General features: G+C 60.4%; 13 protein-coding genes and 1 pseudogene. 12 read left to right on the top strand and 2 right to left on the bottom strand.

The window, feature by feature from the left end; translation table 11 throughout:
• Positions 1 to 138: 138 nt before the first annotated feature.
• Together lysX and ACZ4EF_RS36660 are read right to left on the bottom strand one after the other, a co-directional pair.
• Positions 139 to 1,647, bottom strand: a complete 1,509-nt coding sequence (gene lysX, locus ACZ4EF_RS36665; protein WP_467508535.1) for a bifunctional lysylphosphatidylglycerol synthetase/lysine--tRNA ligase LysX — start codon at positions 1,645 to 1,647, stop codon at positions 139 to 141.
• 149 nt (positions 1,648 to 1,796) lie between these two features.
• Positions 1,797 to 3,422 carry an IS1634 family transposase gene (locus tag ACZ4EF_RS36660; protein ID WP_467508533.1) on the bottom strand — a complete coding sequence of 542 codons (1,626 nt, stop codon included), beginning with the start codon at positions 3,420 to 3,422 and terminating at the stop codon, positions 1,797 to 1,799.
• Between the two features lie 373 nt (positions 3,423 to 3,795).
• On the opposite strand from ACZ4EF_RS36660, the pseudogene ACZ4EF_RS36655 reads away from it, so the two are divergent.
• From ACZ4EF_RS36655 to ACZ4EF_RS36600, 12 genes and pseudogenes are all read left to right on the top strand, one after another.
• Positions 3,796 to 4,092, top strand: a pseudogene (locus ACZ4EF_RS36655) (transposase family protein); the annotation flags it as partial.
• A gap of 284 nt (positions 4,093 to 4,376) precedes the next feature.
• Positions 4,377 to 4,973 (top strand): ISAs1 family transposase, encoded by a 597-nt coding sequence (locus ACZ4EF_RS36650; protein ID WP_467508531.1) that lies wholly within the window; start codon positions 4,377 to 4,379, stop codon positions 4,971 to 4,973.
• A gap of 724 nt (positions 4,974 to 5,697) precedes the next feature.
• A complete protein-coding gene (locus tag ACZ4EF_RS36645) occupies positions 5,698 to 6,978 on the top strand; it encodes an ATP-grasp domain-containing protein (RefSeq protein WP_467508529.1) in 1,281 nt (426 codons plus the stop codon).
• 276 nt (positions 6,979 to 7,254) lie between these two features.
• Complete coding sequence (locus ACZ4EF_RS36640; protein WP_467508527.1) at positions 7,255 to 8,256, top strand: hypothetical protein; 1,002 nt, start codon at positions 7,255 to 7,257, stop codon at positions 8,254 to 8,256.
• Positions 8,257 to 8,512: 256 nt separating this feature from the next.
• Entirely contained in the window at positions 8,513 to 9,559 is a 1,047-nt protein-coding gene (locus ACZ4EF_RS36635; RefSeq protein WP_467508525.1) for an amino acid--tRNA ligase-related protein, read from the top strand.
• 70 nt (positions 9,560 to 9,629) lie between these two features.
• Positions 9,630 to 10,475 carry a class I SAM-dependent methyltransferase gene (locus ACZ4EF_RS36630; RefSeq protein ID WP_467508523.1) on the top strand — a complete coding sequence of 282 codons (846 nt, stop codon included), beginning with the start codon at positions 9,630 to 9,632 and terminating at the stop codon, positions 10,473 to 10,475.
• 17 nt (positions 10,476 to 10,492) lie between these two features.
• Positions 10,493 to 11,608: a S66 peptidase family protein gene (locus tag ACZ4EF_RS36625; RefSeq protein WP_467508521.1), complete on the top strand. Its 1,116-nt coding sequence runs from the start codon at positions 10,493 to 10,495 to the stop codon at positions 11,606 to 11,608.
• A gap of 23 nt (positions 11,609 to 11,631) precedes the next feature.
• Entirely contained in the window at positions 11,632 to 12,903 is a 1,272-nt protein-coding gene (locus ACZ4EF_RS36620; protein WP_467508519.1) for an ATP-grasp domain-containing protein, read from the top strand.
• Between the two features lie 37 nt (positions 12,904 to 12,940).
• Complete coding sequence (locus ACZ4EF_RS36615; protein WP_467508517.1) at positions 12,941 to 13,720, top strand: sulfotransferase family protein; 780 nt, start codon at positions 12,941 to 12,943, stop codon at positions 13,718 to 13,720.
• Between the two features lie 82 nt (positions 13,721 to 13,802).
• Positions 13,803 to 14,951, top strand: coding sequence for a hypothetical protein (locus ACZ4EF_RS36610; protein ID WP_467508515.1), 1,149 nt, complete (start codon positions 13,803 to 13,805; stop codon positions 14,949 to 14,951).
• Positions 14,941 to 16,248, top strand: coding sequence for an MFS transporter (locus tag ACZ4EF_RS36605; RefSeq protein WP_467508513.1), 1,308 nt, complete (start codon positions 14,941 to 14,943; stop codon positions 16,246 to 16,248). The genes ACZ4EF_RS36610 and ACZ4EF_RS36605 overlap by 11 nt, the downstream gene beginning before the upstream one ends.
• A 53-nt stretch (positions 16,249 to 16,301) precedes the next feature.
• Entirely contained in the window at positions 16,302 to 17,993 is a 1,692-nt protein-coding gene (locus ACZ4EF_RS36600) for an ISAzo13 family transposase (protein WP_467508539.1), read from the top strand.
• The last annotated feature ends 199 nt before the right edge of the window (positions 17,994 to 18,192 follow it).

Genomic DNA, 18,192 nt, shown 5'->3' with positions numbered 1-18,192 from the left:
CCCCCCCCCCCCCCCCCCCCCCCCCCCCCCCCCCCCCCCCCCCCCCCCCACCCCCACAACCCCCCCCCCCCCCCCCCCCCCCCGGGGTCGTTTTCACCCACCCGCTCAACAACGAAAGCGTCGCCCTCATGCACACCGTCAGCGTCGCCTAACACAGGAACTGGGCTTCACCAGGGGGAACAGGATGGTTTCACGGATGTTCTTGCCGGTGAAGGCCATAATCAAGCGGTCAATGCCCATGCCCATGCCGCCCGTGGGGGGCATGCCGTACTCCAGGGCGCGGAGGAAGTCTTCGTCGAGTTGCATGGCCTCCGGATCGCCGCCAGCGGCCAACAGTGACTGCTCGGTGAGGCGGCGACGTTGCTCGATTGGGTCAACCAGTTCCGAGTACGCTGTGCCCAGTTCGGCGCCAAATCCGATTAGATCCCATTTCTCTGCCAGGAGCGGCTCGGAGCGATGCTGGCGAGTCAACGGAGAGGTCTCGACCGGATAGTCCATGACGAACGTGGGCTGCAAGAGCGTGTGCTCCACAAGTTCCTCGAAGACCTCCTGGACGAGTTTGCCCTGCCCCCACGCGGGATCGCATCCAACCTCACGGGCGTCGGCAAGCCTACGGACACGCGCGATTGGGGTGTGCGGGGTGACTTCCTCGCCCAGGGCGTCTGAGACCAGGCCGTAGACGGTCTTCCGTGGCCAGTTAGCGGCACCCAAGTCGTATTCGACGCTGTCGTGGACGACTACGGTCGTGCCCAGAGCGGCAACGGCAGCTTGCTGGATCGACCGCTGAGTGAGATCGGCCATGTCGTTGTAATCAAGGTAGGTTCCATAGGCCTCAAGCATCGTGAACTCGGGGTTGTGCGTGGAGTCCGCCCCTTCGTTCCGGAAGTTCCGATTGATCTCGAAGACCTTCTCGATGCCACCCACGACGAGTCGCTTGAGGTACAGCTCGATTGCGATCCGGAGATACATCTCCATGTCGTAGGCGTTGATGTGAGTCTTGAATGGGCGAGCTGCCGCCCCGCCATGGATCGGCTGAAGCATAGGTGTCTCGACTTCAAGGTAACCTTCAGAGTGCCAGAAGTCCCGGATCGCCCGGACTGTGTCACTGCGCAAGTAGGCCATCTTGCGTGCCTCGTCGTTGACGATGAGGTCGAGGTAGCGGTAGCGGACGCGCGCCTCAGGGTCGTTGAGCCCGGCGTGCTTCTCCGGCAACGGGCGCAGGCATTTCGACGTGATTGCCCAACTCTCGGCCAAGATAGACAGTTCGCCACGCTTAGATGAGATGATCTCACCTGTCACGCCGATGTGGTCTCCGAGGTCGACGTCTCGCTTCCAGGCCGTGAGAGCCTCCTCGCCGACGCCTGCAAGCGAGATCATCGCCTGGATGCTGGCGGTCCCGTCCCGAAGAGTCGCGAAACAGAGCTTGCCGCCGACCCGCGAGAGCATGACCCGGCCTGTGATCCCGACTCTTTCCCCGGTCACAGTGTCGGCTTCCAACTCGGGGTACTTCGCCCGCACCTCGCCGATGGTGTGCGTCCGCGGGTAGGTCACCGGGTAAGGTTCGACGCCGTTTGCGCGGAGTTGCGTCACCTTCTCCAGGCGAACGCGCATCTGCTCCGGGACGCCTGCATAGATCTCGTCACTCATGGCACAAGGATAGGCAGCAACGAGCTATGACTCCGCCACGGTCAATGGCTCGGGTTGCGGCGAACTGAGCGGATGCCACCTGGTAGTTCACCCCTCGCTGCTCCCCGGCCGAAGCGCCCCACTAGCCCCGTACTTCGCGGGTCGCTGATTCAGGTGTGTGGCCAGCGTGGTTGTGTCGCTTCGATGCCGAGAAGGTCCAGCGGGTGGAGGTGGATTCCTCGGGCCATGAGGACGGTGGGTGGGTCGGCCGTGCTGCCGACGCGTAGTTGGAGCTGGCCCAGGTGGTAGAGGATCATGCGGGCGGTCGGTCGGACTCGCTGGCCGTTCGGGTAGAGCCCCTGCATGCGGCCGTCCCCGTCGCGTTCCAGTGCCCGGCGTACTTGACGCTCGATGAGGCAGAACACCAGTAGGGCCAGGCAGATCACCTGGATCAGGGCGGCAACGCGGCGGTTGTGCTGGACGAAGAGCGGAGTGACCGCCAGCGGTCCCTTGAAGTCTCCGTAGCGGCGTTCGATGCCGCCTTGGCCTTTGTAGTCCACAAGGACCTGGGCGGCGTCGGATGCTGCGGACGGGCGGGAGGTGATCAGCGCGTACCAGCCGTCGGCCGCCGCCTCGGCGGCGAGGATCTCCTCGTCGAAGTGCCAGTGCGGAGTGGGCCGGCCCTGCTCGTCGGTGGTGATCGTGGTGCGCAGGCAGGAGGCCACGCGGCGGGTCTTGGCGATCACCCCGATGCGGGCGGCGATTTTTTCGGGTGTGCCGTAGTAGCGCCCGCCTGCGCCGCGCTGGACCTTCTCCAGCTCGGCTGCGGCCTTGGCCAGGCGTTTGTCCCGGGCCTGGCGCTGGCCGTCGGCGCTGCCGGTGGAGTGCACCAGGATGCGCCGCACCTGCAGAACCGGGTCGCGTTTACGCGGTCCGGCGATGTGGTGCACGTCCTCCAGCACGCGGTAGCGTCCGCGTCGCTCGGGCGGCAGGTGCTCCTCGCGTTCGGGGGTGTAGTCCACGGTTGCGGCCTGGTCCAGGTCCAGGGCGGCGTAGAAGGCGTCGGGGATCTTGGCGGCGGGGACCGGGGCGATGAAGTCCACGCCGGCGTCCAGCAGCGCGGCGATGTTGCCCCACGAGTACAGCTTGGAGTCCGCGACCAGCAGCAGTGGCTGCTCGCCTGCGATCTGCCGGAGGGCCTTTATCGCATCCGTGACCTGCGCGACCTCCCCGGCCCCGCCGTCGAAGACTTTGGCGTGGACCGGGACACCGCCGTCGGCGCTGACCCCGAGCCCGGTCTGGACCTGCTTCAGGTCGACTCTGCGGTCCTTGGGATGCCCGTACTTGACCATCGGATAGGCATCGTCCTGGTCTGGGGCCGGGTAGGCGCCGTGGACGGACATGCTGGTCATGTCCCAGTGGATCCGGGCCGTATCCACACCGAAGGCGCTGATAGCACCCGCTCCGACGCTGCCGGCGATCTTGTCCAGATGGGGGGCGATCGCGTCCAGGGCACGCGCGAGGCGGTCATCGTTGAGCAGATCCGGCTCGATGCCGAAGACCTCCTCCACCGCCCACTCGCGCGCCCAGTCCCCGACGCGGAACAGCGCTGCGGGGGCGGTCAGCCGGTTCGCCACCAGCGCTTCGATCACCTGGCCGTGCGTCAGGTCTGCCCGCGGGTCGGGCGGGCACAGCCCGTCGACGATCCCCACGACATCCAGCCGGCGCAGAAACCCGGCAGCGACAGGCAGAGCGCCCAGACGCTTGGTCACCACGGACTCGATCACGACCTGCATACGAGGGCGCTCCGTCCGTGGCCGCGGGGACCGGGAAGTCATCGACACACCCGGACCAACGCGGCCACCCCCTCCCCAGACACCAGCCAGACCGTCAAACCAACTGATTCAGCGACCCGCGAAGTACGGGACTAGCCGCCGCCTACGGTCAGCATCCCGGTCGACCGGGATACCCCTCTGACGGTTAGATTCAAGCACCACGAATCGGCCCTGAATACTCCCAGCGCCAGGGCTGATGCGTTCTCAGCTGGCGGGATAGGCTGGTTCATCTGCTCTGGTGCCTGGTGGGCGGTTTGCCGGAGTGGCAGCAAGAGACGCGACGCCAGATGATCAAGGCTTCTGAGACCGAAGATCGTCCTGGAGTCGCGTCCGCGTGCCATCCTCCCTGATCGACGTCCTCGCGCGCCACTGCGAGGACGCCACCGACCGCTGCCCGTTTATCGAACCGCACGAGCTGGCCTCGCTGTCCGAGGTGCTGGCCGCCGTGCCCGATCCCCGCCGGGTGCGGGGGCGCCGCTACCGTATCGGCGCACTGCTGGCCCTGTGCCTGACAGCGGTGCTCGGCGGAGCCCGCTCCCTCGCGCAGATCGCCCGGTACGCCGCCGACGCCGACCCGCGGGTCCGCGCCGGACTCGGCCTCACCCGCGCCACGCCCAACGCCTCCACGCTCGGCCGGCTGCTGACCCGCATCGACGGCGACGCCCTGGACGACGCTGTCGGAACCTGGCTCGCCCGCCACGCCGCCGATCCCGTCGAGGAGGACGGAGCCCTGGTCGGACTGGCCGTGGACGGCAAGACGGTCCGCGGCTCGCGCACCGACAGCAAGATCGCCATACACCTGCTGGCCGCCGCCCTCCACGGCAGCCAGACCGTCATCGCGCAGCGCCAGGTGGCGGCCAAGAGCAACGAAATCCGGCGTTCGCCCCGCTGCCGGCCCGCTTCGACCTGCGCGGCGTGGTCGTCACCGCCGACGCCATGCACACCCAGCGCACGACCGCCAAGAAGATCGTCTCCGCCGGCGGGCACTACATCCTGGTCGTCAAGGGCAACCAGAAGAAGCTGCGCCGGCAACCGCGCCGCCTGCCCTGGCGGCAGATGCCGCTGCTGGACCGCACCCGCATCGCCGGACACGGCCGACACGAGGTCCGGCGGCTGAAGGTATGCACCCTCGAAGCCGGACTGCTGTTCCCACACGCCGTCCAAGCCATCGAGATCAAGCGACGCCGCGTCACCACCAAGACCGGAAAGGTCCAGACGAAAACCGTCTACGCCGTCACCAGCCTCGCCCCCGGCCAAGCCGGCCCCGCACAGCTGGCCGAACTCGTCCAGGGCCACTGGTCCGTAGAAGCACTGCACCACGTGAGAGACGTGACCTACGCCGAGGACGCCTCCAAGATCCGCACCGGCAGCGCGCCCCGCGCCATGGCCACCCTGCGCAACCTCGCCATCGGCCTGATGCGCCAAGCCGGCTGGACTAACATCGCCGCCGCAGCCGACCACTACCGGTCACGCCCCGACCACGCCACCGCGCTCCTCAAGATCACCTGCTGAGAACGCATCAGCCCTGCTCCCAGCGCCACTTCGGCCTCACTGGAATTCAATATTCCGCCAGAATTGACCTGCATTAATCAAGATATCCGTTTCGTGGAATTACGCCCGAAAAATCTCATAGACTTCATGTGCCACGGGAGGCAAACTGGCCACTTCTGGGGTCACTTCTCGCCAGTACAACCTTCTCCCACTAGTCACGCTTGTCTCACCATTCACGAAATGACACTCTGGCGTTGGTCGGCCGGTTGCGCGCCAGTAACCTTAAACGGAGGTGCTGTGATGGTTCGTGCGTGGGTTCTTCGTCAGCTACGCCATCACCTACAGGGTGGAATGCGTAGACAGGCAGTCCAGTCACCGTGCACGCAACTGTCCACGCCCTAATACTGGGCACTTCTACTTCACCATAGGGGCGTTCAATACAGTCGGCAGAACGGCGTCTGGCACCCATCTTCGTAGGGTCCGGCATAATTACTCGCCGGCACCACGTCAGCCTGATCAACGCGTTCAGGTTAAGAACGCCGAGGTGGGCTAGCAAGCAGCGCAATCCATCCGTAAGCCATTAGCGAGGCTGGCGGAGTACGAGCCGAGCAGATGCCGCGTACCGGACGAGCGCTACTGAGGGTGGTGAAATGACACCCATCAGCTTCCGTAAAGTGGCTGATTCATTTCCGCGCTGAACTTTGGGTCTGTTTCAGCGAGGGAGACTTTGAATGGACGCGCAATAATGAATCCGTCATCCGATGATGTCCCCGAACCTCATAAGCCCACCTATGTGATGTGTAAGTGGAATTCCACTCTCGCCGAGTCGTTGATAACCCGAGCGCGCTTGCATTTCATTCTGGACCAATACGACGTCGATCATGCAAACCCTGACCCCGAACTGCTGTTGCAAGCCGCAAGCGTACATCGAGTACAGAACTTCAATTCCCTGGAAGAGCTGTGCACCATCGCTGCCGAGCTTTGGATCACCGACCCTCAGATCGATGACGTCATCAGTTTCACCGAATTCAGTCAACTCGGCGCGTTAGTGATCAGATCGTTGTTGGGTTTGTCGGCGAGCCCTATCCGTGAGTTGGCTGCGCGAGACAAGCGACTGATGAAGCGGCTGGTCACTGAGGCCGGAGTGAGGACAGCATCCTCCCGGTCATTGCCTGATCCGGGTAATAAAGAAGCTGTACGGGCCCTCGCCTCACAGATTTCTTTCCCAGCCATTATCAAGCCAGCGGCCGGCTCAGGCACGGAGTATACAACGAAAGTTGCGGACGTAGCCGAACTGCTGGCTTCAACTCAGATCTTCTCCTCAGTCGAAGGCATCGATTCACGACAAATGATCGTTGAGGAATACATCGCAGGAGATGAACTACACGTCGATGCCTGCTGGAAAGGAGAAGAACCAGTCTACTTCTTTGTGGCGCAAAACTATAGTCCGCGACTGGAGTGTATTAATGCAAATGTTACGGACGGCAGCCGGTTGATCAACCCGGATCGCGAACCTGACCTCTACGAAAATTTGCTGGAAATGAATCGGGCTGCCAACCGAGCTCTCAACACCGGACAGACCATGACCCACATGGAAGTATTCCGGATGAGAAACGGTGATCTGGTCTTCTCTGAGATGGCCACCCGTCTTGGCGGAGGACTGATTCCTGCTCTTCTCACTCAGGCGATGGGCCGGGACGTGTGGAGCGTGGTCGCGGAGGCGACCTTGGGTATCAAACCGTCTGAAGCAAAGCCGACGGCCTCACACCTTGCAGCCTTGCACATCCGTGCAGCAGAGCCTGGAACTGTAATCGCAGTACCGAGCGAAGCCGACTTCAGCCGTGTACCAGGACTCCTCGATCACCAGATCCTATGCAACGTCGGTGACGAGCTGGTGATGGACTCCGCATCTGAGTGGTGCGTTTTTGTCGTCATTGGTGCCGACGACTCTCGCCAACTCGATGAACGAGTGTCCTGTGCGCAACAGCACCTCCGCGTTGAGACCCAGGCTTCAGCTCATCAGTAGTTGAAGGCGCGTCATCCATGGAGGGGCGTGAGAATTCCCGATCAAATCTCCAGGCGCGACACCAACCCCTGAGACTGCTCAGGCGACCTATACATCGCCAAGCGTTGTGTGCCGATTGCGGCGCTCTGCTGAGGGCGAATGAAATGTACCCCACACGGGAAAGGGAACGATGTGATGACGAGTGAATGGGTAGGCCGGGAGAACTTCGAACCGCTAACGCTTGCCATGTCGAGGGATGCGTTGACATCGGGTTATTGCGACAGCGAGACTGCAGACTTGATCACGAGCATCCTCGAAGGGCCGGCTCAGGGGGAAACGACAGCAGCCGAGGCCGTCAAGCAGATGCAAGAACTGCTTGAGCAGATGCGACACACCCCAGCCGGCGCCGATCGGATTTCGCGGATGAACGCGTTTGTTCGCACTCTTGGCCGAGCGGACAATCTGGCGACTTTTCTCGAACTGATGCGAGTTTCGCTGAAGTCGGGACAGCCGTCGGAACACGAGATCGCTGAAGAGTCGCGCTCTGACGACACGCATTGCATCTACGGCTGGGCAGGCCAGACACTGGTCATTGCCTCACAAAAAGACGCGGTACCCGGAACAACTCCCGCGGAAGCTGGCGTCGAAGACTTCATGGGATACCCTGTCGCAGAATGGCATATCAGTATCCACATCTGGCAGCCAAACCCGGAGGCGAAGGGTTTCGAGTCCACCAAGCGATTCGAGCCAAATTCGATTGTTGAACCGCCGCACTCCCATCCTTTCCCCTTCGTGTCATATGTCTCCGTCGGAGAGATGCGTCAGTGCATTTATGAGGAAATCCCGGATCCGGCGCAGGCCGAGACTGATGACGGGCGGTACCGAGATTCAACTCTTGAGCGTGTAGACGGGGTCTGGCCACCACACCGGGAGTATGGGGCCAGTCGCCTCCGGACCTCTGAGGGGCGTGTCCTTCTGAAGCGGAATGAAAGCTACTTCATGTCCACTGACATGATCCATGACGTAGAAGTGGACCGAGCAGCCGCTGCTGAACGCCCCACGATTACGTTGTTCCTGTGCTCCGAGACAACGCAGATACCGAAAGCATACCTCGTGCCGTCAATGGCAGAATTCCATCGTGAGAATCCTGATCTCCTGGAACGTGCAAAGCCGCTTGATCCGGAAGAGTGGGATGCCAAATTGGATGCTACCGCTCGATATCTGCGTGGAGAGTCTGACCACCTGCGGCTGGGCGACATGTTCGAATGCGGTAGTTCGTATGCATTCACGAACATCTGACTCCAGAGATCAGCACTTAGTTCAATGGGTTCTCGTAAAACTGCGATTACCCACGCAGTCTCTATCCTAACTCTTGAGTCTGCTGGGCAGGCCAGCGAGAACAACCGGTCGGAGACTCGGGACAAATCCGCACGACAGCTGAGCACGTAGTGTCTGAAAATGTCAGCGTTACTGGCGGCTGTTGCAGGCATGCGGCTTAATTTTTCCGACATCGATGGGGTGCAGATGTCGACTCAATTTCTTGATCATCCTAGTGATGATCAGACAACATCGGGAGCTACCTTTGAATGATGCTCTGAAGTCATCACACGGCGGCTGGCGTCCGGCTTCCGACCGGTTCATCAAGATCATGGATGATCCGTTCTACCACACCCTTGTCAGTCTTCAGGATCTATTGACTGTCTGTACGACCGATTTCTGGTCAAGCCGACAGGTCAAGGCACTCCACGTGCCGATCACCACCAGCAGTGTCTCCAGTCCCATGGGCCTGGGCAGTGATTCAACGCCAGTCGAGATTGACTTGTTCGGCGATCAGACGTTCCTCGCCGACTCGATGCAGTTCATGCTGGAATACGGCTGCCGGTTCAACACCAAAGGTACCTGGTACCTTATGCCGAGCTTCCGCGGCGAAGAAGCTGACGAAACGCATCTGAACCAGTTCTTCCACAGCGAGGCCGAGATCGCAGGCGGCCTCGAGGACGTGATGGCGATCGTTCAGGAGTACGTGCGGGCCCTGGCCCAGTCGATCCTGGACAACCTAGCTGACGAAGTAGGCAGCTTTGCCCACGATGTTGGGCACATCGAGAAGATGGCCGCCCTGGACTTCTTCCCGCGCCTCACGCTCGACGAGGCGATCGAGCATCTCGGGTCCGACCCGCTTGCCGTCCATCACGCGGACGGCTGGCGCTCTCTCACACGTCACGGTGAGCGGCGACTGCTGGACGAGATCAGCCCGGTTCTGTGGGTCACCCATTTCGACCACCTGGCGGTGCCGTTCTACCAGGGGTACGCGGACGCCGAACAGCGAAGCTCCCTCAGCGCGGATCTGTTGTTCGGAATCGGAGAGGTCGTGGGTTCGGGTGAGCGCCACGCCACTGGAGCGGACGCCAGAAAGGCATTGAGTCAGCACGGAGTGTCTGAGGACGCCTACCGCTGGTACGTCGACATGAAGGACGCACGGCCTCTCCGCACTTCGGGCTTCGGCATGGGCGTTGAACGCTGGCTGATGTGGGTCCTGAAGCAAAGCGACATCCGTGAACTGCAGCTTGCGCCACGCCTCAACGGCGTGGCCCTCACGCCGTGAACCTCTAGTACCGGGCGTTCCCCACTCCACTGCATCCCGCACCCAATCCGACTCAAGAACGGAGAGCTGCATGACTCTCATGACCGATAAGCAGTTCAGGGACTTCTTTGAACCTTACGCCGGCAACGTCGAGGGCTTCTACGAGGCCATGTACTGGAAGCTCTCCGACACCCTGATTCAGGAGCTCCTTCGCCGGCATCTCGCCGTCGAAGCCGGTCAGCACATTCTCGACGCTGGCGGCGGCACCGGTCGCTGGGCCCTGTGGTGCGCCGACGCACTGGGCGTCGAGGTGACGGTGGCGGACAAGTCTCCCCGCATGCTAGGCGAGGCCAAAGAAAACATCGCCCGTGCAGGCGTGGCAGACAAGGTTCACCTGGTGGAGTGCGACCTGCAGAACGGCTCCCCGCTCCAGAATGAGCAGTACGACGCCGTCATCAGCACCTACGGAGTGCTCAGCTTCCTCTCTGACCCGGCAGCCGCCTTCTCGACGCTCTATCGCGTCATGCGGCCGGGCGCTCACGCGCTGCTGATGTGCCACTCGCTCTCCAACGCCGTGCACTCGAAGATCAACCGCGATGGCGCCAGCGTCGAGGAACTGCGCGCGTTGATGCGGGACAGGATCGTCAAGTGGGCGCCGCACGTACCCCCATTGCGCGTCTACGACTCGGCGGAACTGCGCTCACTGGGCACCGGGGCGGGCTTCGAGGTCCAGGGCGTCTACGGCGTGACGACACTCGCCATGCCCGGCGCAGACGACTTCGGCTACCCATATACCACGGTAAGCGACATCTCCCGAGTGCTGGAGGACGAGGAATACTTCCGCGCCGTACTGGAATTGGAGCTGGAAGCATCCGAGCGACCCGAGTGGGCCGACCGCGGCGTCAACCTCATGGTCCACCTCCGGCGTCCCCTCTGACCCCCGAGGTGCGCAACGTGAGCGAACGACCCAAGCCGCGCGACGCCGGAGCCGCCGAGATCGCCGCCGGGACCGCGAGGGCCGCGGAGCGCACGCCGGCACGCCCCGGACCGGTGCATGCCGAACTCCCTCCCGCCTTGCGCCCTGGTGATCTCGTCGGGATCTGCACACCCTCCGGTCCAGTGGCTGGTCTCGCAACCGAACGATTTGCTCGTGGCGTTCGAACCCTGGAGCGCCTCGGCTGGCGCGTCGTCGTGGGTGCCCAGGCGCACATAAGTGGCTACAGCGCAGGTTCTGCTCATGACCGGGCCAAGGAAATTAATGCCTTCTTGCACGACGAGCGAATAAGAGCGATCTTCACCACGATTGGCGGGTATAGCGCCAACGGCGTACTACCGTACTTGGACTACGATTACCTACGCACGAACCCCAAGGTCATAGTCGGGTACAGCGACATCACGGCGATCCTCCTAGGCATCCACGCGCAGACAGGGATCACGACCTTCCACGGACCCACCCTGATGCCAGAGATCGCCGAATACCCGCAAATGTTCCCCTACAGTGTTAATTCCCTGACGAATGCGATCTGCGGGAGGCAAACTCCTGACCTGCTCACGCCACCTGCGAAATGGACAGATGAGTTCCTGCCATGGGGAGAAGCAGACCACAGACCTCGCCGGTTGGAGTCTCACTCTGGGTGGGAGTGGGCGGGGGCGGGAAGCGGAACAGGTCCGCTGCTGGGCGGAAATCTGGAGACACTGTGCTGTCTGGTCGGCACGCCATACCTGCCCTCGTTTGACGGCGCGATCCTGTTCTGGGAGCACTCCGACACTTCCATGGCGAAACTCGATCGAAGCCTGTGCCAACTCGACGCCGCAGGTGTCACCTCGCACCTCGCCGGGATGGCAGTGGGCAGGTCCTTCCGGGGAGGCGGAGAATTCGAGAAAGATCTACGTCGCCATGTAAAACAGCGTTACGGAGACCGAGGATTCCCCCTCGTCCTTAGTCTAGATATTGGCCACACCGATCCCATGCTCACCTTGCCCATTGGCAGCACCGCGACACTCGACGCGGTGGAAGGGGTATTCCGGATCATAAGTCCGAGCGTACGACAGCTTCCCAATGCTAACTAAACTCGACGAAAAAGGAAACACGCATGTCCGACTATGAAACGAAAACTACCACTGTCCTTCTTTGCAAATGGAAGGATGAGCTTGTCCGTACTTTCCTCAACGCTGACTGTAAACTCTATATCATATTGGACGATTTCGATATCAAAACGAATAACCCGCCCGCAGAGCTGCTCAACTCGGCGGCGGGCTGGTATCGAGTTCCCGAGTTTGACTCATTGGATGCTGTGGCTACTGTGGCAGCAGATCTAAAGCTTCGCCGCGTACGCATAGATCACATCGTGAGCCATGCAGAATATAGCCAGTTCGGAGCAGGGTACCTCGATATCCTACTCCGAGGAGCAGCGACGCATCCGTTCAACCACGTTGCCACCCGCGACAAGCGGCTGATGAAATCCGCCATCAGAGAAGCAGGTATATCCGCGGCTGCATTCGTGTCGTTGACGTCGACCGCAGATGACCTCGGTATAAGTGAGGCGACACGGACTCTCAAGTTCCCGACTGTCGTAAAACCGGCGACAGGCCTGGGGACTCTCAGCACAGTGAAGGTCGAGCGACCTGAGGACCTCGTTCCCACACTAGATATGTTTGAGTACGCCGCCAAGCTGAAGTCGCCCCAACTCTCCGTAGAGGAGTTCGTTGAGGGAAGCGAGCTGCACGTGGATGCCTTTTGGGCAGGAGCGAAGCCTCTCTACTTCACCATCAGCGCTTACTATCATAATCAACTTACCATTGTCAGAGAAACTAATCCGAGTCATAGCCTTCGTGACGGCAGTCGCCTTATATTCCCGCACCAGGATCCTGGACTCTACGAACAGGTCTTGCGCCTACACCAGCAGATCAATGAGGCCCTAGCAGTCTCGCATGGGGCGACGCATCTCGAGCTCTTCAAACAGCCAGATGGAAGCCTAGTGTTCTCGGAGATGGCCAGCCGCATAGGAGGGGCCTGGATACCAAGTCTCCTCACCCACTATCTCGGCAGCAGCGTATGGGAGGCAATCGCTCACGGGACTCTAGGAAGCAGCGACATCAAGGCCGTTTCCACCAAAAAATACCTGGGCGGGTTCGCTCTGTCGCCTGCCGCCGCCGGCACCATCGTCGAAGTGCCCAGCGAGACTGAGGCACTGGCGTGCCTCGGAGTTCTGAGCTGGAAAGCATTCTGCAAAGTCGGCGACGTGGTGCACGAGCACGCAATTGATCGCCGTTCTGCGTTCATCGTAGTTGGAGCTGACACTCAGTCCGACTACGAAGAAGCGGTGGACAGGGCGTACCGACGCCTGAAGATAAAGCTAGCCTGAAAATGTCCGCATCCGAGTAAGGAACGAGTGTCTAATCTTGAATACCCCGCGCGGCATCCTGGTTCTCGGGAGCCCTCGCAGCGGAACGACAATGACCGGCACCTATCTCGGCTCTTCGGAGCATGTGTGCGACATGGGTGAATACGGCGGATTTCATTTCGCCCGAGTCTGTGGAGATGCGGAGTTCGAGGGGGCGCCAAGCTACTTCCTAGACGAGTATCTCCAGGAACTCCGTGCCCATGCACGGACCTTCGCAGAGTCCATCGCCACTGCAAAGGCCAGCGACTACTACCTTGATCACTGCCCATGGAATCTGCTTGTCGGCCGTGAATTATCCGTGGACGCCCCTAATGCATTGTTCGTTCTTATGCTCCGTCATCCTGTCGGAGTCGTGAAGAGTCTGGGCAGGTCCTTCGATAGAGGTTACTCCTGGGCCGGGAAGGATGTGAATGAACGTGCTCTTCTGTGGAGTCAGTTCTACGAGAAGGCTTTGGAGCTGCCGGACGATCAAACTGTTGCTGTGAGCTACGACGCTCTGTGCGCGTCACCGGAGAAAGTACTGCAGGAGATGGAGTGCCAGCTCACGGAAAGAGGATTCCCCCTCGGCCCTCTCGACCGTTCCGTACTGGCCGTGAGTTATGCCACCAAGGCATCAGACAAGAGATCTACCCTGGTACGGACCGACGAAGAAGGCAAGACGAGATTCGTTCCGATCGCTCCGGAACACGATGAAGCCCTGCAGGAGGAAATCGCACCCACAACGAAAGCAATACAAAGTAGCCTTGCATCCCGATTCGGATGTGACTGGATTCGCTAGTTTCTTGTTTCAATCCGAGAGATCTTAGTATCCGCCAAGATCTACTTCTGGCCTTATTCGAACGAGCGGAAGAATCCAGAGCATGAGTAGCCAGGACTTCTCCTTCACATCTGACGAGGCTGCAGACGATCTGCGCAAGGCACTTAATGCTACTACGCCGCGAGCCCAGCAAAGTTTACTAATAGAGGCCCATGCTGCGCGGGCGCGGCATGTGTCTCCCTTCGATGTCTACCGACAGTATAGAGGTAATTCCTTTACGCAGCCGTCAGTCCTTGATCAGCGAGCGGTGCTGGAGTTTGATGCATTTGCGGCAGGGATAATCCCGGCAGATATGAAATTGCTTGAACTATCGCCCGTTACCGCATTTGCTTCGAATACCGGCCTCGCGGGAATCAGCCAGAAGACAGTGCTGAGCACGATCCGGAACACGGAGGTCGTAGCCGATGCAGTGGTGGTTCTGGCACTCGAAGCGGCGCGTGAGAGGCGCGAGCGTCTAGCTGACTGGAGAGGCACGTCACTCGGCACCTTCCATCGCGAGTTGCGTACACAAGTACACGAACAACCCGGCTTCACACCGCACTTCAGAGCGCTGAGCCTTATAGATGCCAGGAACGCCGATGACCACTTGAGTTTCAAGGCCGAAGCATTCAGTAAGCACGTAGGAATTTACCTGACCATAATATCTGGTGCGAGGAGTCTTGGTTACCGACTCGGCAGTGTTTCTCTGGCGTTGTCATCTATGCGGATAATGGAACTGATTATAAGAAAACAAGGGCTCGATAGAGAATTTATCCGACGTCACACACAAAAGCCTGGATTCAGTGTTTTCGAACACTTCGGGATTCCTATCCCTGCGACAGTCCCCGTCAGCGATCTTCCCGGTTTCATCGGCACCCTCCCTACTGAGTATACATATCTCAGGAGGCCTCTGATATTCATGAAGAATGCTTTTGAAGAAACACTGCGTACAAGTCTGGAGTTCGACACAAAAGGTGAGTTCCCGGGAGTCGACGTGGTTTTCGACCTCGATAGACATGCCGGAATCGGATACTACGAGGACGCGTGCGTCAAAATATCCGCGATGAATGACCTTGGTGAGAGTTACTCGCTGGTCGACATCGGCACTAATGACTGGTTGTCCAAAATAACCAATGACCGAAGCGATCGACTACTGACCGGTGGAATGGGTACAGAGATATTCATTGCGAGTTTCGCTAGGCATGCGCGATGATGTATCCGCATCCCTGAAGAGTAGATCCGAATCCGTCTGCAAGAAATGGATTAATCCGGTGGGTAGTTCTTTTCTGTCGCGCGGAGCTTCGACTGTATTGCACCCTGCGCTTATTGTTCAAACCGTCACTTATTCAATTGGTCAAGGTCTCTATACGGCCTGCAGTGTAGTTTATTTTACTCTCTATGTTGACCTGAGTGCGGCCCAGGTTTCCATAGGATTCTCTGTAGCCGGACTCGCTTCTCTCATCTTGTGGGTGCCGTTCGGAACGCTCTCTGATCATCTGGGGGGGCGTAAGACTTGGATTCTTGGAGCACTACTCCAAGCGATCCTTTTTTCCTATCTGCCGTTTGTCCATGGGTTTTGTGATTTTCTTTTCATCGTAACGACAATCGGACTAGCCGCTGCATTGGGGAGCTCCGGCCGAGTCCGTTATCTCGGCGAAATAGCAGCATCCCAAAACCGGGTCAAAGTGAACGCTTACTTGAGATCTCTGTCCAATTTGGGGTCTACGGTCGGGGTTGCGACGGCGGGGGTGATTGTGGGATTGGAGTCTAGGTCTCTTATAATCAGCGCAATTTGGGTCAACGCCTTCACTTTTGCTGTAGACGTTGTTCTTCTTGCTCTCTATGCGGAGCGAAATGTTTCAGGGGCTGGGAGAATATCGAAGCAACAGAAAGGGCGACGGGCTCTGAATGATCGTCCCTTCTTGATGCTATCGCTGGTGACCGGAGTTTTTGCTGCGAGTGACATTATCCTTTCCTTGGTTATTCCTTTGTGGATTCTTCAAAAAACTGATGCGCCGCGATTCACTATTTCTGTAGTGTTGGCGATCAATACAGTAATGGTAATACTTCTGCAGGTCCGTGCCAGTGCTGGCGCGGATGACATCCCCGGAGCGGTCCGTTGCCAACGTCGCGCTGGCATGTTCTTGGCTGCGGCCTGTGCGGTGCTGGTGATGAGTACTTACGTGTTGGACTACTGGACTATGGGCCTCCTTGTGCTAGGGACTGTCCTTCTTACTCTTGGAGAGATGTACTCGTCCGCTTCTGCATGGGGATTGTCTTACGGCCTTAGCCCGGAAACTCGTCGTGGTGAGTATCTTGCATTGTTCAGATGGGGCGATCAGTTGATTAATATCGTAGGTCCTGTTTGTTTGACTGCATTAGCGCTTCATCGAGGCGGTTGGCTAATTATCGCAACTATCTTCGCGCTCGCTGGTGTGGTAACGCCTGCTCTCGCAAGCTTGGTTGTGCGTTCAAGAATGGCAGACTCGGTAATAGCTGCAGATTCTTAGGGCGTGCAGATCTTTAACTCGTGGCTTTCCGTTCGGTGGTTCGTTGGTCTGGCATGAGCGGGTTGGATGGGCAACGGGCCGTGCTGGCAGCCAAGTTCGAGGTGATTCTGCCGCACCTTGACGAGCGGCAGCGTCGCCTGCTGATAGGGGCGGAGGCACAGTCGCTGGGCCACGGCGGGATCAGGGCTGTCGCCCGTGCCGCCGGTGTCCGTGAGGCCACTGTGTCAGTCGGAGTGCGGGAGCTGGATTCTGGACAGGCCCCGCTGGGACGCATCCGCCGGCCCGGCGCCGGCCGCAAACGGGTCGTCGACCGGAACCCGGCCGTTCGGGTGGCACTCCTCACGCTGGTCGAGCCCGACGTCCGCGGAGATCCCATGTCGCCCCTGCGCTGGACCACCAAATCCACCCGCAAGCTCGCCGCCCAGCTGACCCGGCAGGGCCACAGGATCTGTGCGGACACGGTGGGCGACCTCCTGCGCGAGGAGGGCTTCAGCCTGCAGAGCAACGCCAAGACGCTGGAGGGCAAGCAGCACCCCGACCGGGACGCACAGTTCAGCTACCTCAACGAACAGGCCCGCGACCATCGGGACGACGGGGCTCCGGTGATCAGCGTGGACACGAAGAAGAAGGAACTGGTCGGCCCCTTCAAGAACAACGGCCGTGAATGGGAGCCGAAAGGCGAGCCGGTGCGGGTCGACACCCACGACTTCCCCGACCGGGAGCTGGGAAGAGCGGTTCCCTATGGCATCTACGACGTCGCCGCGAACACCGGCTGGGTCAACGTGGGCACCGATCACGACACAGCCGCGTTCGCCGTCGAATCCATCCGCCGCTGGTGGAACAGTGCCGGGCGGGCCGCCTACCCGACGGCCGGGCGGCTGCTGATCACCGCCGACGCGGGTGGCTCCAACGGGTACCGCACCCGGACCTGGAAGACCGAACTCGCCCGATTCGCGGCCGAAACCGGCCTGGCGGTCACCGTGTGCCACCTGCCTCCCGGAACATCGAAGTGGAACCGGATCGAGCACCGGCTGTTCTCCCACATCACCATGAACTGGCGCGGCAGGCCCCTGACCAGCCACGAAGTCATCGTTGAGAGCATCGCCGCGACCACCACCAAATCCGGCCTGACCGTGCACGCCGAACTCGACACCAGCCTCTACCCCACCGGCATCCAGGTCACTGACGACGAGATCGCCGCCCTGCCCATCACCCGCCACCGCTTCCACGGCGACTGGAACTACACCCTCCACCCCCAGCACCCGCCGGACGCGGCGACGACCGACAGCACGTCAGACCAGGACCTGGCGATCAGACCGGCCCGCCTCACGCAATTTTCACTGCAGGACCCGGAACTGACCGGTATGCCCCGCCAACAGCTCAGCCAGTTGATCGACACGCTGACTCCAGAGCTGGAGGTCCGACACGAGCAAGTGCTCCGCACCCGCCGCGGTCACGAGCGCCTGGTGGCCCCTGGCACAGGTGCCAAAGCCAAACTCACCCCAGCAGACCGAGTCCTGGTCACCGTGCTCCACCTGCGCAAACTCGCAACCATGGACCTCCTCGGCCAGCTCTTCGGCGTCACCGCCATGACCATCAGCCGCGCGAAACAGGAAATCCGCCCACTCCTGGAAGCACACGGCCAACACATCAACACCTCAACCGCCCGCCTTCGTACCCCAGCCGACGTCGCGACGTTCCTCGCTCCCGACCCCACCCAGACCAAGGTCAAAAAGACGAGTTAAAGATCTGCACGCCCTAACAACGGCTAACACAATGAGTTGATCTGAGCAAAGCTGGTGTGGTGCGGACGAGATGCAGAAACGATGGAATGATCAAGCCGTGACCAGTACTACAGGGGGCTTCGAGAGCCCGCTGTCGTCGCTGCCGGTAGTGGATGCGCTTTGCGATGGTTTGGTAGGTTCTGCGCCATAGCGACTGGGC

Source organism: Streptomyces sp. NPDC025721 (assembly GCF_055558595.1).
This window is presented reverse-complemented; position numbering and strand designations above follow the sequence as displayed.